The organism is Herbiconiux sp. VKM Ac-1786 (genome assembly GCF_015350805.1).
Classification (GTDB): Bacteria; Actinomycetota; Actinomycetes; order Actinomycetales; family Microbacteriaceae; genus Herbiconiux.
Genome location: NZ_JADKSG010000002.1, coordinates 1,327,551 through 1,343,768 on the forward strand (window position 1 = coordinate 1,327,551; position 16,218 = coordinate 1,343,768).

The 16,218-nt window shown below is 73.3% G+C and carries 15 protein-coding genes; 6 read left to right on the forward strand and 9 right to left on the reverse strand.

Going from position 1 to position 16,218, the window contains the following annotated elements; translation table 11 throughout:
- Positions 1-2 precede the first annotated feature (2 nt).
- From ITJ64_RS17305 to ITJ64_RS17315, 3 genes are all read right to left on the reverse strand, one after another.
- Positions 3-914 (reverse strand): carbohydrate ABC transporter permease, encoded by a 912-nt coding sequence (locus ITJ64_RS17305; protein ID WP_194681915.1) that lies wholly within the window; start codon positions 912-914, stop codon positions 3-5.
- Complete coding sequence (locus ITJ64_RS17310) at positions 911-1,819, reverse strand: carbohydrate ABC transporter permease (RefSeq protein WP_228509206.1); 909 nt, start codon at positions 1,817-1,819, stop codon at positions 911-913. Before ITJ64_RS17310 ends, ITJ64_RS17305 begins: the two co-directional genes overlap by 4 nt.
- A gap of 163 nt (positions 1,820-1,982) precedes the next feature.
- The gene (locus ITJ64_RS17315) at positions 1,983-3,293 is read right to left on the reverse strand and encodes an ABC transporter substrate-binding protein (RefSeq protein WP_194681916.1); all 1,311 of its coding nucleotides are present in this window, start codon (positions 3,291-3,293) and stop codon (positions 1,983-1,985) included.
- Positions 3,294-3,558: 265 nt separating this feature from the next.
- Here ITJ64_RS17315 and ITJ64_RS17320 point away from each other — a divergent pair, with 265 nt between their 5' ends.
- Positions 3,559-4,632 carry a DNA polymerase IV gene (locus ITJ64_RS17320; RefSeq protein WP_194681917.1) on the forward strand — a complete coding sequence of 358 codons (1,074 nt, stop codon included), beginning with the start codon at positions 3,559-3,561 and terminating at the stop codon, positions 4,630-4,632.
- 273 nt (positions 4,633-4,905) lie between these two features.
- Here ITJ64_RS17320 and ITJ64_RS17325 read toward each other — a convergent pair whose 3' ends face one another.
- The 6 genes from ITJ64_RS17325 to ITJ64_RS17350 form a co-directional block, all read right to left on the reverse strand.
- A complete protein-coding gene (locus ITJ64_RS17325) occupies positions 4,906-5,193 on the reverse strand; it encodes a DUF1905 domain-containing protein (protein ID WP_194681918.1) in 288 nt (95 codons plus the stop codon).
- Positions 5,194-5,197: 4 nt separating this feature from the next.
- Positions 5,198-6,115 (reverse strand): family 43 glycosylhydrolase, encoded by a 918-nt coding sequence (locus tag ITJ64_RS17330; RefSeq protein WP_194681919.1) that lies wholly within the window; start codon positions 6,113-6,115, stop codon positions 5,198-5,200.
- Positions 6,112-7,269, reverse strand: a complete 1,158-nt coding sequence (locus ITJ64_RS19420; RefSeq protein WP_370545247.1) for a Gfo/Idh/MocA family protein — start codon at positions 7,267-7,269, stop codon at positions 6,112-6,114. Before ITJ64_RS19420 ends, ITJ64_RS17330 begins: the two co-directional genes overlap by 4 nt.
- Entirely contained in the window at positions 7,266-8,285 is a 1,020-nt protein-coding gene (locus ITJ64_RS17340; protein ID WP_370545248.1) for a PmoA family protein, read from the reverse strand. The genes ITJ64_RS19420 and ITJ64_RS17340 overlap by 4 nt, the downstream gene beginning before the upstream one ends.
- Positions 8,286-8,359: 74 nt before the next feature.
- Positions 8,360-9,586 carry a M24 family metallopeptidase gene (locus ITJ64_RS17345; protein ID WP_370545249.1) on the reverse strand — a complete coding sequence of 409 codons (1,227 nt, stop codon included), beginning with the start codon at positions 9,584-9,586 and terminating at the stop codon, positions 8,360-8,362.
- Positions 9,583-10,653, reverse strand: coding sequence for a LacI family DNA-binding transcriptional regulator (locus ITJ64_RS17350; protein ID WP_194681920.1), 1,071 nt, complete (start codon positions 10,651-10,653; stop codon positions 9,583-9,585). The genes ITJ64_RS17345 and ITJ64_RS17350 overlap by 4 nt, the downstream gene beginning before the upstream one ends.
- A gap of 184 nt (positions 10,654-10,837) precedes the next feature.
- On the opposite strand from ITJ64_RS17350, the gene ITJ64_RS17355 reads away from it, so the two are divergent.
- The 5 genes from ITJ64_RS17355 to ITJ64_RS17375 are packed head-to-tail and all read left to right on the forward strand — an operon-like array spanning position 10,838 to position 16,205.
- A complete protein-coding gene (locus ITJ64_RS17355; RefSeq protein ID WP_194681921.1) occupies positions 10,838-11,842 on the forward strand; it encodes an NAD(P)-dependent oxidoreductase in 1,005 nt (334 codons plus the stop codon).
- On the forward strand, positions 11,839-12,879 hold the full coding sequence (locus ITJ64_RS17360; protein ID WP_194681922.1) for a 5-dehydro-4-deoxyglucarate dehydratase: 1,041 nt from the start codon (positions 11,839-11,841) through the stop codon (positions 12,877-12,879). Before ITJ64_RS17355 ends, ITJ64_RS17360 begins: the two co-directional genes overlap by 4 nt.
- Positions 12,876-14,060: a mandelate racemase/muconate lactonizing enzyme family protein gene (locus tag ITJ64_RS17365; RefSeq protein ID WP_194681923.1), complete on the forward strand. Its 1,185-nt coding sequence runs from the start codon at positions 12,876-12,878 to the stop codon at positions 14,058-14,060. The genes ITJ64_RS17360 and ITJ64_RS17365 overlap by 4 nt, the downstream gene beginning before the upstream one ends.
- The gene (locus tag ITJ64_RS17370) at positions 14,057-15,541 is read left to right on the forward strand and encodes an aldehyde dehydrogenase (NADP(+)) (RefSeq protein ID WP_194681924.1); all 1,485 of its coding nucleotides are present in this window, start codon (positions 14,057-14,059) and stop codon (positions 15,539-15,541) included. Before ITJ64_RS17365 ends, ITJ64_RS17370 begins: the two co-directional genes overlap by 4 nt.
- A gap of 55 nt (positions 15,542-15,596) precedes the next feature.
- On the forward strand, positions 15,597-16,205 hold the full coding sequence (locus ITJ64_RS17375; RefSeq protein WP_194681925.1) for an alpha/beta fold hydrolase: 609 nt from the start codon (positions 15,597-15,599) through the stop codon (positions 16,203-16,205).
- The last annotated feature ends 13 nt before the right edge of the window (positions 16,206-16,218 follow it).

The following is a 16,218-nucleotide window of genomic DNA, read 5'->3' on the forward strand; positions in this document are numbered from 1 at the left end:
CATCAGCCCTTGAGCCCCTGCGTGGCCACCCCGTCGACCAGGAACCGCTGGAACACGATGAAGAAGATCAGGATGGGCAGGAGAGCCAGGAACGACACCGCGACCGTGGCCCCGTAGTCCGAGGTGCTGGTGGCGTCGTTGTAGAGGCGCAGCGCGATCGGCAGCGGGTACTTCTCGGGCGAGTTCACGTAGAGCAGCGGCCCGAGGAAGTCGTTCCAGGTCCAGATGAACGCGAAGATCGCGCTGGTGATCAGGGCCGGCCGGATCAGCGGCAGGATGATCGAGAAGAAGATGCGGGTGTGGCCGGCGCCGTCGATGCGGGCCGCCTCGTCCATGTCGCGGGGGATGTTGCGGATGAACTGCACCATCAGGAAGACGAAGAACGCCTCCGTCGCGAGGAACTTCGGCAGGATCAGCGGCACGTAGGTGTCCACCAGCTCGAGCTTCTGGAACATGATGTACTGCGGGATGATGATGACGTGGAACGGCAGCAGCAGCGTTCCGATCATCGCCGCGAACAGCACGCCGACGCCCTTGAACTTGATGCGCGCGAAGGCGTAGGCCGCCAGCGCCGACGAGGCCAGGATGCCGATCACCGCGCTCACCGCGATCAGCAGCGAGTTGCCGAAGAACCGCCAGAGCGGCGTGCCGGCGATGCCGTCGAACACCTTCAGGTAGTTGTCGATCGTCGGGTTCTCGGGGATGAGCCCGGGGTTCTGCCCGAACTCGCTCGAGGGCTTGAAGGTCGAGAAGACCAGCCAGACGAGCGGGTACAGGATGATCGCGGTGAGCGCGAGGAGCACCACGAACCAGATGACCGTGTTGACCGTCTTGCGCTTCGGGCGGCGACGCCGCGGCTGCGGCTCGATCTGGCCCTCGAGGAACGCGGCGCGGTCGACTTCGATGGTGCTCATTTGCTCTCTCCCGCGTAGTGGACCCACGACTTCGAGGTGCGGAACAGGATGAAGGCGATGATCGCGACGACGATCACCAGCACCCAGGCCATCGCCGCGGCGTAGCCCATCTGCCCGTCGGCGAAGCCGCGCTTGTAGAGGTAGAGGGTGTAGAAGTTCGTCATGCCGGCCGGGCCGCCCGAGCCGTTCGAGATGATGTACGCCGAGGCGAACACCTGGAAGGCGTTGATGGTCTCCAGCAGCAGGTTGAAGAAGATGACGCTCGAGAGCATGGGGATGGTCACCGAGCGGAACTTGCGGACGGGGCCGGCGCCGTCGACCTCGGCGGCCTCGTAGAGCTCCCGCGGGATCTGCTTCAGGCCCGCGAGGAAGATCACCATCGGGGCGCCGAACTGCCAGACCGCCAGCAGGATCATCATCGGGATGACGAGCGAGACGTTGCCGACCCAGCCGCCGATCTCGAGCCCGAAGAAGCTCAGCGAGGAGTCGACCGGCCCGTTCGAGGAGAACATGGCACGCCAGACGATGGCGACCGACACCGAGGCGCCGATCAGCGAGGGCGCGTAGAAGGAGGAGCGGAAGAAGCCGGTGCCGCGGTTGCGGTAGTTCAGCAGCATCGCGATGCCGAGGGCGGCGGCGAGCTTCACCGGGGTGCCGACGAGCACGTAGACCAGCGTGATCTGCACGGACTGCAGGAACTGCGGGTCCTGGGTGAACATGCGCACGTAGTTGTCGAACCCGACGAACTTCGGGTCGGCGAACAGGTTGTACTTCGTGAACGAGAGGTACAGGGAGTAGATCATCGGCCCGAGCGTGAGGCCCAGGAAGCCGATCAGCCACGGCAGCAGGAAGGTGTAGCCCGCCACGTTCTCACGGCGGTTGGCCCGTCGCCGGCCCGGCTTCAGCGCCGGGGTCTTAGGCCGGCCGGCGCCCTTGGCAGGGCCGCCCGCTCCGGCGCGGGTGGGCTGCTCCGCGGCAGCCTCTTTCGTGATCGTCACGCGATTTCTCCGATCCCTGTGACGCACTCCGGGCCCGGACACGAGGTCCGGGCCCGGAAGGCGTGGGTGGTTACTGGTTGAGGACGACGTCCATCTCGTTGAAGAACTGGTCGACGGCCTCGTCGACCGTCAGGGTGCCGAAGCCGAGCTCCTGGCCGATCTGGCGGAACTTCTCCTCCAGGGTGCCGGCGCCGACGATCGGCACGGGGGGCGCGTCGCCGAGGCGGTCTTGGATGGACTCCTCGTAGTCGCGGATCTGGGCGTCGAGGCCGCCGAGGTCGGCACCCTCGAGCTGGGTCTCCGACGCGGGCAGGCCGCGGTTGGTGCCGAAGATGGCGCCGACCTCGGGCGAGTTCACCAGGAAGTTCACGAGCGTCGCCGCGGCCTCCGGGTGGTCGGTCTTCGAGGAGATCGTGTGCAGCATGGAGGGCTTCAGGTACAGGTCCTTCGCGCCTTCCTTGGTGACCGGCGGGGCGACCAGGCCGAGCTCGGTGAAGCTGTCACCGAGGTTGCCGAGGTAGCCGGCGCCGAAGTTGTCCCAGGTCAGCTCGCTCGCGGTCTGCGCCGCGTCGAAGCCCGACAGGGGGTAGATCTCCTCGAGGCGCTGCTGCGGGATGGTGATGGCGGGGTCGCGCACCTCGGCGCCCTGCTCCCAGAACTCGGCGAGGCGGGCCTTGTCGAAGCCGGGCTCGCCGTCCTCGCTGAACAGCTCGGCGCCCTCGGCGCGCAGCTGGATCTCGAAGTTCTGGATGCGGCCGGTCCAGTCGGTGCCGCCGGAGATGCCCTGGGCGCTGCCCGCGGTCGTGACCTGCTTCATCCAGTCCGCGTAGTCGTCCCAGCTGCCGCCGCCCTCGTAGCCGGCGACGCCGACCTGCTCGAGCAGCTTCGGGTTCGTGTAGAGGCCCCACGCGTTGGTGGAGGTCGCGATGCCGGTGGTGGTGCCGTCGACGACACCGATGCCGAGGATGTTGTCGGCGATCGCGTCGGTCTCGATCGTGGTGCCGAGGTACGGGTCGAGGTCGAGCAGCAGCCCGTTCTCGGAGTACTGGCGGAGGTAGGAGTAGTCGAACTGCATGACGTCGGGCAGGCCGCCGCCGGCCGCCTCGGTCTGGCGCTTCTCCCAGAACTCGGGGAAGCCGAGGAAGGAGCTGTTCACCGTGATGTTCGGGTACTCCTCGTTGAACGCGGCGAAGGCCTGGTCGTAGAGACCGGCGCGCACGTCGTTGCCCCAGAACGCGAAGTTCAGCGTGACCTTCTCGTTGGGGTCGTAGGTCGCGGCGGGCTCGGAGCCTCCACCGGCGCAGCCCGTGAGCGCGAGAGCGGCGCTGACACCGATCGCCGCTGCGGCGACCGCCGTTCGGCGCTTGCGAATTTCGAACATCTTTGTCCTCCTGGAAACGTCTGTGTCTGCCCGGTGCAGCGCCCCTCGGGAATGCTTCACTAGAAAGCGCTTTCCGCAACTGTAACCGAGCTGTTCGTGTCGGTCAACACGGTTCAGAAAAACGTTTCAAGTCCGTGACCTCCTCGTCAGCCCTCCACCCTAGGCGATGGGCCGGACCGCTTCCATCCGGCGCCCGCCCGGGGGTGTCGGTGGTGTGCGGGAGGATGAGGGCGGCCATCTCGATGGCGATCCGGGAGGAGGAGCGGTGCCGCCGATCCTGCACGCCGACGCGGATTCGTTCTTCGCCTCGGTGGTCCTCCGTTCCTGCCCTGCGCTCCGGGCGACGCCCATGGCGGTGGTCGTGCACGGCTTCGTGGCCAGCTCGAACTATCCGGCACGCGACCGCGGTGTCACGGGCGGCATGCTGGTGACGGATGCGCGGCGGCGCTGTCCCGGCCTCGCCCTGTTCGACGTGCCGCAGGGCGAGGTGGAGGAGACCGCCGACGCCCTGTTCGACCTGTTCGCCTCGGTGGCCGGAGCGGTCGAGCCGGGGTCGATGGAGGAGGCGTTTCTCGACGTCGGTGCCGGGGACGACGAGAGCGGTGATGCGGCGGCCGTGCGGGCGGGCGCGGAGCTGCGGCGTCGTGCGTGGCAGGAGCTGGGCATCCCCGTCAGCGTCGGGGTCGGCCGCACGAAGCTGATGGCGAAGCTCGCCTCGCGTGCGGCGAAGCCCGACGGGCTTCATGTGATCGACGCGGCGACCGAGCAGCGGCTGCGCTCGACGCTGCCGCTGGCGAAGGTGTGGGGCGTGGGGCGTCAGACGCTCGAGCGGCTCGAGGCGCTCGGCGTGCGGCGGCTCGGCGACCTCGACGGGGTGCTGCCGGAGCGGCTGCTCGACGCCTGCGGCACCATGATGACCCGGCGGCTGCTCGGCATCCGCGACGGCAGCGACGACGCCACGGTGCGCCCGGTGTCGGAGCGCACGGTGCTGAGCTCTGAGGGGTCGATCGCCGGGTACGCGCGGCCGGACTGGACGGTGGCGGAGCTGGTCGAGACGTGCATCCGCCGGGTCTGCAAGCGGGCGATGCGCGCCGGGCTCGGTGCGACCGGGCTGACGATCGTGGTGCGGGGCGACGCGGCGGCGGCGTCGGCGGTATTGGCGACGATGAAGGCGGTGGCACCGGTTCCGACGGCGGCCGACGACCCGTCGGTCTGGCTGCGGATGGCCGCTGCGGAGCTGGCGCGCCTGCCCGTTGACGCGGTCGCGGACGCCGGTTCGGTGAGGGCGAGCCTGACGGGGCTGCGGCCGCTGGCGGGCATCCCGCCCACGCTGTTCTGAGGAATGCTCCTGGGAGGATTCACACGATGGGAGTGCGCCTGACCTACGCCGCGCGTGGCGGGATCCTCACGGAAACTGTTGAACCTCCGGCAAGCGGATGCGCGTCACCCTCGCCTGCGTCATAGCCGTACTCGAGGTACCAGCTCACGTCGTCGATCGTCGCGCTGTTAATGCCGTTCATCCTGAACTTCCCGGGAAGACCGTGTGTACACACGGGATTCGGAGCGGCCCGTCGCACCGATTGGTCGATCCGCCGTCGCCGGATCGCCTGCGCTAGCGACCGACGATCAGGGTGAGGTCGACCACGTCGCCGAGCTCGATGCGCTCTCGATCGCGCAGCGCCTTCTTCAGCGGCACGACGTAGAGCCCGTCCTTCGGCCAGAGCGACGTCGGCAGCTCGGTGCGCCCCACGCGCACCGCCACCGGGATCATCCCCCACCCGTAGCTCACCCCCGGCGCGATCCCGGCGATCAGCTCGCTCTCGGCGGCCGGCACGGTCACGAAGTGGAACGGCGCCGGCCCGCGCCACCACCACACCTCACCCCGCACCGCGATCTCCACCCCCTCACGATAGAACGCGCCCCTCCCCCACGAGAAGGGTGGCGGCACGGACGGTGAGGGGGGCCGCCTCGAGCCAGGTGGTGCGGGACGCCGGGGTCGGAGCGGCGTCGATCTCCGAACCCGTCCAGTGCGGGTGGATGAAGTGGTAGAGGGTGGCCGTGTCGCCCTCCACCACGACGTCACCGTGCCGGCCGACCGGCGCCGCGCCGAGGAGCACGGCGTCGGGGCCGCCCTGGCGGGTCCACGTGACGGCGTCGGTGGAGCGGTAGGAGGCGAATCCGCGCCACTCGTCGACGAGCATCCACCACCACCCGCCGAGCTCGAACACGTTGGGGCCTTCGTGTGGACGGCCGCCGACGGCCTCGCCCTCGACGCGCCACTCGTGCTCGTCGCCGAGGTCGGGGCTCGAGGCGACCCAGGTGGTCGAGTCGCGCGCCTCGTCCTTGTACCAGAGCCGCCAGAGGCCGTCGGGGCAGCGGGCGACGCAGGCGTCGATGACGCGGTCCGACGAGAGGGGCAGCGAGCGGATGCGCGTCCAGCGCTCGAGGTCGGGGCTCTGGTACTCGACGATGTGCCGCGCGTGCCCGTCCCACCGATCGGGCACGCCCTCGATGAACGACAGGTACAGGCGGTAGCGGGTGCCGTCGTGGACGACCTCGGGCGCCCAGTGCGTGTTCGGCCCCGCGTCCGGGTCGAGGCCCTCGACCAGCCCCGCCGCACGCCAGTGCCGCCCGTCGGGCGATCGCGCCACCCCGATGCGCGACCCGTGCACCCACGTCACCCCGGGGCCGGTGTCGGCCGGGCGGCGGCGTGTGTAGAACATCCACCACTCGCCCGTCTCGTGGTGGCGGATGACCGTCGGATCGGCCGCGCCGTCGGTGACCGGGTCGCGGAACAGCGGGCTCGGGAAGGCGCCGGTCACGGGCGCAGGTCGGCGACCGGGCGCAGGTCGGTGACCGGGCTCTCGAGGGAGCGGAGGCGCGCCGGGTCGTCGCGGAGGGTCGCGGGCGTGACCGTGCGGCCCGTCGCCGCCGACGAGTAGAGCGCCGTCACGATCTCGAGCGACCGCGCCGGCGCCGCGGTGACCGCCGGCAGCGGAGAGCCCGAGCGGAGCGCGTCGTAGACCTTTCGCACGAGCGGCACGTGCCCGCTGCCCTCCTCCACCTCCGGCAGCTCCCACTCGGGCGGCGCCTCGACGCCCGGCGCCGGCGTGATGCGCCAGTTCTCGTGCCCGTGCCCGTAGAGGTGGTCGACGCTGACGGTGGCGAGCTCGGTGTCGATGCGCACCGAGCTGACCTCGCGCGGCGACAGCGCGCTCGTGATCACCGACGCCACGACCCCGTTCGCGAACGTCAGCACGGCGGTCGAGACGTCCTCGGTCTCAGTCTCGCGGCCGAGCCGCCAGAGCTGCCCCGACACGCTCGCCCAGTCGCCGAGCAGGTGCGCGAGCAGATCGATCTGATGGATGCCGTGCCCCAGCGTCGGACCGCCGCCCTCGCTCGCCCAGGTGCCGCGCCAGGGCACGTCGAAATAGCTCTGCGGGCGGTACCAGAGGGTCTGGCAGGTGGCGACGAGGGGGCGGCCGAGGGATCCGGCCGCGAGCAGGCCCCGCACGTGGGCGGTCGCGGTCCCGGTGCGCTGCTGGAAGACGATGGCGAGCTGCCGGCCGGCCGCGGCGGCCGCGTCCGTCATCGTCTGCAGCTCGTCGAGCGACAGGGCCGCGGGCTTCTCACAGACCACGTGCACCCCGGCCGCGAAAGCGGCGAGCGCCTGCTGGGCGTGCACTGCGGGCGGCGTGCAGACGTGCAGCACGTCTAGGTCGAGGGCGAGCAGGGCGTCGAGGTCGGCGACCGGTTCGACGAGCGGGCCGGATGCGCGGCTCCAGCGCTCGGCGAAGGCCCGCGCCCGCTCGGCGTCGAGGTCGGCGACGCCCACGAGCTCGGCTCCGTCGTAGGCGGCGAGCGCCTGGGCGTGCAGTTCGGAGATGCCGCCGGTGCCGACGATGCCGGCGCGGAGCGGGCGGGCGGTCGCGCTTTCGTTCTCGAGGCCGCCGCCGGTGGGGATGGGATGGGTCACGGGGACTCCTTCGTCGCGAGGGTGAGGGCGCGGGCAGCGAGCCGGGCGGCGCCCTCCGGGTCGAGGGCTCCGTCGGCGAGCACGACGGCGTAGCGCGCGTGCAGGTCCGCCCCGGGCGCCACCTCCCACTCCTCGTCGAAGAACGGGGCGGGGCAGAGTCCGGCGTACTCCTCGCTGCGGGCGAACCAGGGCGTCGGATGCCGCGGGTTGCCGGGCAGGTCGACCATCACGATCGTCGAGGAACGGGCATCCGGATGCTCGCCCACGAAGCCGAGCCACGGCGACCTCGTGCCGCGGAGCTCGTCGGCGCCCGCGCTGCCGTCGCCCGCACTGCCCGAGGCGTTCGGTGCCAGGATGCGGCCGCCCGTGAAGGAGGCCGGGCCGCGCCAGAACAGGCCGCCGTAGCCGGCGTTCGGGCGGCCCTCGGTGGTCGGGGAGCCGAGGGCGACGGGCGCGGAGGTGCGGTTGGTCATGACCGTGTCGAAGACGAGCAGCCAGGCGGTGTCGTCGATGATCTCGGCGGTGAGGCGGCGGGTCTCGTCGAAGAGGGTGCGGCCGTCCTCGGTGATCCAGTCGAGGCGTTCGGTGACACGGGCGCGGGGGCCGTCGTCGAGGCGGTCGAAGCCGAGGTGGCGCTGGCGACCGTTGTTGGGCAGCTGCACGTAGCCCTGGCCGCGGCGGTAGCTCGGGCCGCCCCAGAAGTTCTCGTCGCCGACGACCGGCAGCGACCAGGACAGTCCTTTGTGCCAGACGTGGTCGGCGGGGCGCAGGTCGGTGACGACGTCGCCGGCGAGGGTGCGCAGCGGGGCGAAGTACGGGCGCGGCGACTCGAGCTGCGGGTCGGCGGGCCGCATCACGTACTCGGCGAGCACGAGCGTTCCCGCGGCCGGCGCGGTTGCGGCTGCGGCGGTTGAGGCGGCGGCGGGCGCGCCCGCGGCGGCGGTCGAGGCGAGTGGCGGTGCGGCGACGGCCAGGAGGATGCGGTCGGCGGCCTCGGTGATCCTGATGTCGGCCACCGCGTCTCCTGTCGTCGTCGGTCAGGTGTCGTCGCGCCTCCTGGAAAGCGCTATCCGCATCCGAATGTACACGATCAGCGACGGAGCGGTACCGGTCGCCACCGGCCGGCGACCTCGACGACCGGCCAGCGGGGGTCGACCGTCAGGGGCTCGATGCCGGCGGCGGTGACGAGCACCGTATCCTCCACCTTGGCACCCGGAGTGCTCGGGTTCCAGGCGAAGGCGTGGTTCGTCTGCACGACGTCCTCGACGCCGAACGAGGCGCGGGGGTCGCGGCCGGCGTAGCCTGTGGGGCCGCCCTGATGGTGCCGCCGCCACTCCTGCCCGTCGAGCCCCACGCCCGCGTAAGCGGCGGCCCCCGCGGCGAACACCTCCCCCACCCTCGCGCCCGGCACGCTCGCGTCGAAGAACGCCGCCTCGACCTCGAGCACCCCCCGCTCCGCCTCCCCGCCCGAACCCGCGTGAGTCGCACCCGGCCCCGACCGCCGGCTGCCCGACGCCGCGCCCGCCCCGGCGCGCCCGCCACTCGCGGTGACTGCCGGCTCCCACTCCACCCACCGCGTCGCGTTCGCGATCAGCCCGTGCCGCCGCCCGCACACGACGAGCATCGCCCGCTCCCCGAGCGGCCCGTCGGTGGGCAGCGGATGCCGGTGCCGCACCCGCGCGCTCCCGCTCACCAGCACCACGACCGGGTCGATGCCCCGCGACACGAGCCCCCCGGCGAGCATCGCGGCCGCGTCCCGCTCGCTGCTCCCGGGCGCGACCGCCTCCGCCACGTCGGTCAGCACCTCCGCGACCTCGGCGCCGAGCCGCCGGTACCGCCCGAGCTCACCAGGCAGCAGCGACGCCCGCGCGGCCCGCAGCTCGCCGGCGACGTCGCTCTCCCGCAACAGCCCGCGGCCGAGCATGAGGCCGGAAGCCCGGCCGGACGTGGGGCCGGAAGCCAGTCCGGGCGTGAGGGCGGAAGCACGGCCGGGCGTGGGGCCGACGAGCCCAGCGGGCAGCAGCGGCTCGTGCCAGGGCACCCGCGTCACCTGGGCGGCGTCGTCGGGGTGGAGCTCCTCGGCGAGCATCCGCTCGGCCTCGTTCTCGAACAGCCGGATCTCGTCGCCACCCGGCCGCACCACCACCGCCGCCACCGGGTCGCCCATCAACGACACGTGCGTGCGCGCCCCGTCGAGGTACCACGTGACAGCCGCGTGCGAGCTCAGCACCAGCCCCTCGGCGCCGCGCTCGTCGAGCAGCGCAAGAAGCCGCTCACGCTTTGAGGCGCGGTCGGCGGCGCGTGTCACAGCACTCACGCCGGCAGCTCCGACTCGGCGAGGAGGGCTTCACGCACGCCGGCCAGACGCCGGGCCGGTGACGGCGGCGCCGTGCTCGTGCGGTGCTCGAGGCGCGGGCGGAAGAGCAGCGCGTGCTCCGAGGGCTCCCCCGCGATCAGCGCCCGAAGCCGCGACCAGACCTGCGCGCCGAGCTCGCTGCGCGGCACCGACATGCTCGTCAGCGGCGGCGTCGCGTAGCGCGCGAGCGGCACGTCGTCGAAACCGGCCACCGAGACGTCCTCGGGGATGCGGAGCCCCAGCTCGACGAGCCGCGGCATCAGCCCCAGCGCCACGAGGTCGTTGAACGCGATCACCGCGGTCGCGCCCGCCCGCACCGCGGCGGCGGCCGCCTCGCCGGCCCGGTGTCCGTCGTCGATGCGGGAGCCGCACGGGAGGGTGTCGACCGTCACCCCGGGGTGGGCGGTGACGGCGTCGCGGAGGCCGCGCATCCGCTCGGCCTGGGACGAGCTGGCCTCGGGGCCCGCCAGGTAGACCAGGCGCGTGTGGCCGAGGGCCGCGAGGTGCTCGACGAGATCGCGCATGCCACGGGCGTAGTCGACGCCGACGGTGGGCACCGCGGGGTCGTCGAGGCTGCGGTTGACCACGACGGCCGGCGCGAGCAGGGGGGCGAGGGCGCGCAGCTGGGGGGCGGGCATCCGCGGGGCGCAGAGCACGATGGCGTCGCAGCGGTGGCGGGCTTCGCGGGCGATCGCGGCCTCCTCGCCGGCCTGCTCGGCGGTGTCGGCGACGAGCACGCGGTAGCCGTCGGCCGCGGCGGCGAGGCTGAGGCCCTTCAGGATGCCCTGGAACAGCGGATTCTCGAGGTCGGGCACGACCATGGCGACGGTGTCGTTGCGTCCGTGCACGAGGCTGCGGGCGGCGATGCTCGGGGTGTAGCCGAGGTCCGCGACGGCGTCGTGCACGCGGGCGGCGATGGCGGGGTCGACGTTCTGCTTGCCGTTCAGCACCCGCGACACGGAGGCCTGGGAGACGCCGGCGCGCAGGGCGACGTCGGCGATGGTGGCGGGTCTGGTTCTGGCGGCCATCCGGTCCTCGTGTCGTCGCGCGATCTCGAGTGGGAAATCGCTTACTCACTGTAGCGGCGCGGTTGCCGTGGGGGCCAGCGCTCGCCTAGGCTCGTGCGAGAAAGCGGTTTCCCGAATCGGCGCTCGTTGCTGCGGCCGGGCCGGGTGAGCCGCGGCATCATCGTCGACGCAGGAGGAGAAGCGGATGCACGTGGTCGTCACCGGGTCATCGGGCCGCCTCGGCCGCAGCGTCGTCGCGGGCCTCCTGGCGCACGGCCACCGCGTCACGGGCCTCGACCGCGCCCCGGCCGCGCCGGACGGCCCCGCACCTGGAGCAGTCGCTGAAACCTACGCCGAGCACCACCTCGACCTCCGCGACGCCGCCGCCCTCGACGCCCTGCTCGCCGAGCTGCGCCCCGACGCCGTCGTGCACCTCGCCGCGATCGCGGTGCCGTTCAGCGCCCCCGAGCTCGAGATCCTCGGCACCAACACCGCCCTCGCCTACACCGTCTGCGCCGCCGCCGACCGCGCCGGCATCGCCCGCACCCTCGTCGCCAGCAGCCCCACCGTGCTCGGCTACACCCTGCCCGCCTGGCGCCCCCGCTCCCTCCCGCTCGACGAGGCCCATCCCATCGCGCCGGCCCACGCCTACGCCCTGTCGAAGGCCGTCCTCGAAGAAGAGGTGCGGATGTTCGCCCGCACCTCCCCCCACGTGTTCGGCTCGTTCCGCCCCTGCTACGTCATCTCCCCCGAGGAGTGGGCCGGCGCCCCCACCCAGCAGGGCCACACCGTGCTCGAACGGCTGCGCGACCCGGCCCTGGCCGCCGTGAGCCTGTTCAACTACGTCGACGCCCGCGACGCCGCGGACTTCGTCGACGTCTGGCTCCGCGCCGACCCCGCCGCGATCGACGGCGAGTGCTTCTTCGTGGGCGCCGCCGACGCCCTCGCGGTCGAACCGGTCGCGTCCCTCTGGCGCGAGCACGCCCCGGCCCTCGGCGAGGCGGCCGACGCGCTCGGCCCGGGCGCCCCCGTCTTCTCGATCGCCAAGGCAGAGCGGATGCTCGGCTGGCGCCCCACGCGCACCTGGCGCACCGAGCTCCCGAACGCCCGGGCCGCATCCGCCACCGCGCCGACATCGACATCGACATCGACCCAGACCAAGACCAAGACCCCGACCCAGACCCCCGAAGAGAGAGCAGCGCGATCATGAGCGACGCCGACGCCGACGCCCCCACCCCCGCCACTCCCGGGCCACTCGCGTTCGACGGGGTGCTGTTCTTCCCCGTCACCCCGTTCGGCGCCGACGGCGGTGTCGACCACGGGATGCTCGCCGAGCACGTCGCCAGCCGCCTGCCGTTCGGGCCCGGTGCGGTGTTCCCCGCGTGCGGCACCGGCGAGTTCCACGCGCTGAGCGCCCGCGAGGTCGAGGACGTCGTGCGCACTACTGTCACCACCGTCGCCGGCCGCGTGCCCGTGCTCGCCGGCGCCGGCGGACCGCTCGGCCACGCCATCGACAACGCCCGGAGCGCCGAGGCCGCCGGTGCCGACGGCCTGCTGCTCCTGCCGCCCTACCTCGTCTCGGGCACCACCGAGGGGCTCGTCGCCTACGTCGAGGCCGTGCTCGCCGCGACCTCGCTGCCCGTCGTGCTCTACCACCGGGGCACCGCCCGCTACACGCCGGACGCCGTGCGGCGCCTCACCGCGCATCCTCAGGTCATCGGCTTCAAGGACGGCACGGGCGACATCGGCGCGACCCAGGAGATCGTGCTGGCCGCCCGCGCCACCGGCCGCGAGCTGCAGTTCTTCAACGGGCTGCTGACGGCGGAGCTGACGCAAGGGGCGTTCCGCGGGATCGGCGTGCCGCTGTACTCGTCGGCGGCGTTCGCGATGATCCCCGAGCTGGCGGCGCTGCACTACGCCGCCTACACCGCGGGCGACGAGGAGACGCGACTGCGGTTGCTGGAGGAGTTCTACGTGCCGCTCGTGCGGCTGCGCGACGAGACGCCCGGGTTCGGGGTGTCGCTGATCAAGGCGGGGCTGCGCCTCCGGGGGCTGGCGGTCGGCTCGGTGCGCCCACCGCTCGTCGACCCCACGGCCGAGCAGGAGGCGCGGCTGACGGCCCTCCTCGACGCGGGCCTGGCGCTGGCCGCCGAGCTGACCGCCGCGGGTGCTGCCGCACCGTCGGCCGAACACACCGAGCCCGCCGGCCGCACAGCGACGCCCGCCGCCGCCCCCGCCCCACGATGACCGCCCGCCTCGAGAGCCTCACCACGCGCCTCATCCGCGTGCCGCTCCACCGCCCCTGGGGCCCTGACGTCACATCCATCGCGATCGTCGAGACCACCGTGCGCGACACCGACGGCGCCCAGGGCTTCGGATTCTCGTGGACACCCTCCATCGGCGCCGAAGCCGCCCAGGCCCTCCTCGACCACGACATCGCCCGCTTCGCCGTCGGCCGCGAGACCGACCCCGAGGCCCTCTGGCCCGAGCTCTGGGCGCACCTGCACGAGGCCGGATCCGGCGGGCTCACCACGATCGCGATGGCCGGCCTCGACCTCGCCCTCTGGGACCTCGCCGGCCGCCGCACCGACCGGCCCCTCACGGCGATGCTGCGCGACGCGCCCGGAGACGACGAAGCCCCCTCCGAACCCGAGGTCTACGGCAGCGGCGTCAACCTCCACTACCCCCTCCCCGAGCTGGTCGCCCAGGCCGAGCGCTGGGTCAGCGCTGACTTCCAGGCCGTGAAGATGAAGGTCGGCAGCCCCGAGCTCGCCGACGACGTCGCCCGCGTGCGCGCCGTGCGCGAGGTGATCGGCCCCGACCGCCGCCTGATGATCGACGCGAACCAGCGCTGGGATCTCGACCGCGCTGTGCGCGCCCTCGACGCCCTCGCCGAGTTCGACCTCCGCTGGATCGAGGAGCCCCTCCGCGCCGACGACCTCCCCGCCCACGAGACCCTCCGCGCCCGCACGTCCGTGCCGATCGCGCTCGGCGAGAACGTGCACACCCGCTACCGCGTCGAGGAGTTCCTGCGCGCCGGCGTCGTCGACGTGCTGCAGCCGAACGCCGTGCGCGTCGGCGGCGTGACCCCCTTCCAGCAGATCGCCGCCCTCGCCCGCACCCACGACGTCGAGGTCGCCCCGCACCTCCTGCTCGAGCTCTCGGGCCAGCTCGCCGCCGCCTTCCCGCCCACGGTGTCCCGCCCCCTCGTCGAGGCGGTCGAGGACGCCGGCTTCGCGCACCTCGGCATCCTCGCCGATCCCTCCCCCGTCGTCGTCGACGGCGACCGGATGCACGTGACCGACCACCCGGGCCTCGGCCTCCGCTTCACCCCCGACCCGGCCCGCGCCGCCGCCACGGCCACCTCCACCTCCGCCTCCGCCTCCACACCCGAACCCACCCCCACCCCGCGAACGGACACCCCATGACCCTCGTCCACGAGCCCACCACCTCGCCCGCCGAGCTCGACGCGATCGCCGAGCGGGCCCGCCGCGGCTCCGTCGCCCTCGTCGCCACCCCCGCCGCCGACCGCGCGCGCTGGCTGCGCGCCGCCGCCGACGCCCTCGACGCCGCCGCCGACGAGCTGGTCGAGCTCGCCGACCGCGAGACCGCCCTCGGCCGCCCCCGTCTGCCCGGCGAGCTCGCCCGCACCACCGCCCAGCTGCGCCTGTTCGCCGACGCCGTCGTCGAGGGCTCCTACCTCGAGGCCACGATCGACCACGCCGACCCCGCCGCGGTGCCGCCGCACGGCGACCTCCGCCGGATGCTCCGCCCCCTCGGCCCGGTGGGCGTCTTCGGGGCGTCGAACTTCCCCTTCGCCTTCTCGATCGCCGGGGGCGACACCGCCTCGGCCCTGGCCGCCGGATGCCCGGTGATCGTGAAGGCGCACCCCGCGCATCCGCTGCTCTCGCACCGCACCGCCGAGATCGTCGACACCGCGCTGACCGCTGCGGGCGCCCCGGCCGGCACCTTCGCGCTGATCGAGGGCCGCGACGCGGGCACCGCACTCGTGACCCACCCCGCCGTGCGCGCGATCGGCTTCACGGGCTCGCTGCACGGCGGGCGCGCCCTGTTCGACCTGGCGGCCGCGCGCCCCGATCCGATCCCGTTCTACGGCGAGCTCAGCGCCCTGAACCCCGTGCTCATCACCGCCGCCGCCCTCGAGGCCCGTGCCGACGAGCTCGCCGAGGGGCTCGCCGGCTCGTTCACCCTCGGCGCGGGCCAGTTCTGCACCAAGCCGGGCGTCGTGCTCGTGCCGAGCGGCTCGGGGTTCGCCGACCGGCTGGCCGAGATCCTCGGTGAAGGCGCCGGCGAGGGGCCGCGGATGCTCTCGGCCGCCATCGCCTCCGGCTTCAGCGACGGGGTGCGGGCCCTCGGTGCCCACCCGTCGGTGCGGGTCGTCGTGGGCGGCGAGGCGGCGTCGGTGGCGGCGGCGGAGAGCGGCCGCGCATCCGTCGCCGTGTTCGAGACGACGGCCTCGACCGTGCGGGAGGACCCCGAGGCGCTGCTCGTGGAGTGCTTCGGCCCGGCCACGCTCGTGATCGAGTACGACGGACGCGACGAGGCGCTCGCCCTGATCGCCGCGATCGGCGGGAGCCTCACGGCCACCCTGCACGCCGAGCCCGGCGAGCCGGTGGACGAGCTCGTGGACGCGCTGACCGCGATCGCCGGGCGCGTGCTGTTCGCGGGGTGGCCGACCGGGGTCGCGGTGACGTGGTCGCAGCAGCACGGGGGGCCGTGGCCGGCGACGACGTCGATCCACACCTCGGTGGGGGTGACGGCGCTGCGGCGCTTCCTGCGCCCGGTCGCCTACCAGGACGCGCCCGAGGCGCTGCTGCCGGCCGAGCTGCGCGAGTCGAACCCGCTCGGCATCCCGCGGCGGGTGGACGGGGTGCTGACGCTCGGCTGAGCCGGGCGCTCGCGGCGATCTTCCCCTCGGCCGCCGCCGCGCCTAGGGTGTCGGCATGGATGCGCGGCCGATCGACGTGGTGTTCCTGCACGGCGCGGGCGAGGGGGCCTTCGAGGCCGACTCGCTGCTCGCCGACGACCTCGCCCGCCGGCTCGGCCCGGGCTACGCGGTGACCGTGCCGCGGCTGCCGGTCGACGACGACTCGGGCGACAGCGGCTGGCTCCGGATGATCGGCGAGGCCATCGACGCGGCGCACCCGCCCGTGGTGCTCGTGGGCCACTCGGCGGGCGGCTACCTGCTGCTCAAGGCGCTGGCCGCGCGGGCATCCGCCGCCGACGAGCCCGTCGCCCTCGTCGCCGTGATCGCGGCCCCCTACCCGGGCGGCGACCCCGACTGGACCTTCGACGGCTTCGAACTGCCCGACGACTTCGCCGAGCGCCTGCCGGCCTCGGCCGGGCTGCTCCTCTACGCGAGCGAGGACGACGAGATCGTGCCCTTCGCCCACCGCGACCTCTACGCGACCGCCCTGCCGGGCGCCGTCACCCGCACCACGACGGGCGGCCACCAGCTCGGCGCCGACCTGTCGCTCGTGGCGGCCGACATCCGCGCCCGCGTGCCCCGCAACCGGCCGCGCCACCCCTCGCCCGGCCGCACCCTGCGCTGACGCCGGGCGTCAG

Excerpts from the sequence above, each read along its gene's own strand:
- ITJ64_RS17355 (WP_194681921.1), top strand. The coding sequence starts at position 10,838 with ATGCACGTGGTCGTCACCGGGTCATCGGGCCGCCTCGGCCGCAGCGTC.
- ITJ64_RS17350 (WP_194681920.1), bottom strand. The coding sequence starts at position 10,653 with ATGGCCGCCAGAACCAGACCCGCCACCATCGCCGACGTCGCCCTGCGC.
- ITJ64_RS17360 (WP_194681922.1), top strand. The coding sequence starts at position 11,839 with ATGAGCGACGCCGACGCCGACGCCCCCACCCCCGCCACTCCCGGGCCA.
- ITJ64_RS17375 (WP_194681925.1), top strand. The coding sequence starts at position 15,597 with ATGGATGCGCGGCCGATCGACGTGGTGTTCCTGCACGGCGCGGGCGAG.
- ITJ64_RS17365 (WP_194681923.1), top strand. The coding sequence starts at position 12,876 with ATGACCGCCCGCCTCGAGAGCCTCACCACGCGCCTCATCCGCGTGCCG.
- ITJ64_RS17315 (WP_194681916.1), bottom strand. The coding sequence starts at position 3,293 with ATGTTCGAAATTCGCAAGCGCCGAACGGCGGTCGCCGCAGCGGCGATC.
- ITJ64_RS17305 (WP_194681915.1), bottom strand. The coding sequence starts at position 914 with ATGAGCACCATCGAAGTCGACCGCGCCGCGTTCCTCGAGGGCCAGATC.
- ITJ64_RS17370 (WP_194681924.1), top strand. The coding sequence starts at position 14,057 with ATGACCCTCGTCCACGAGCCCACCACCTCGCCCGCCGAGCTCGACGCG.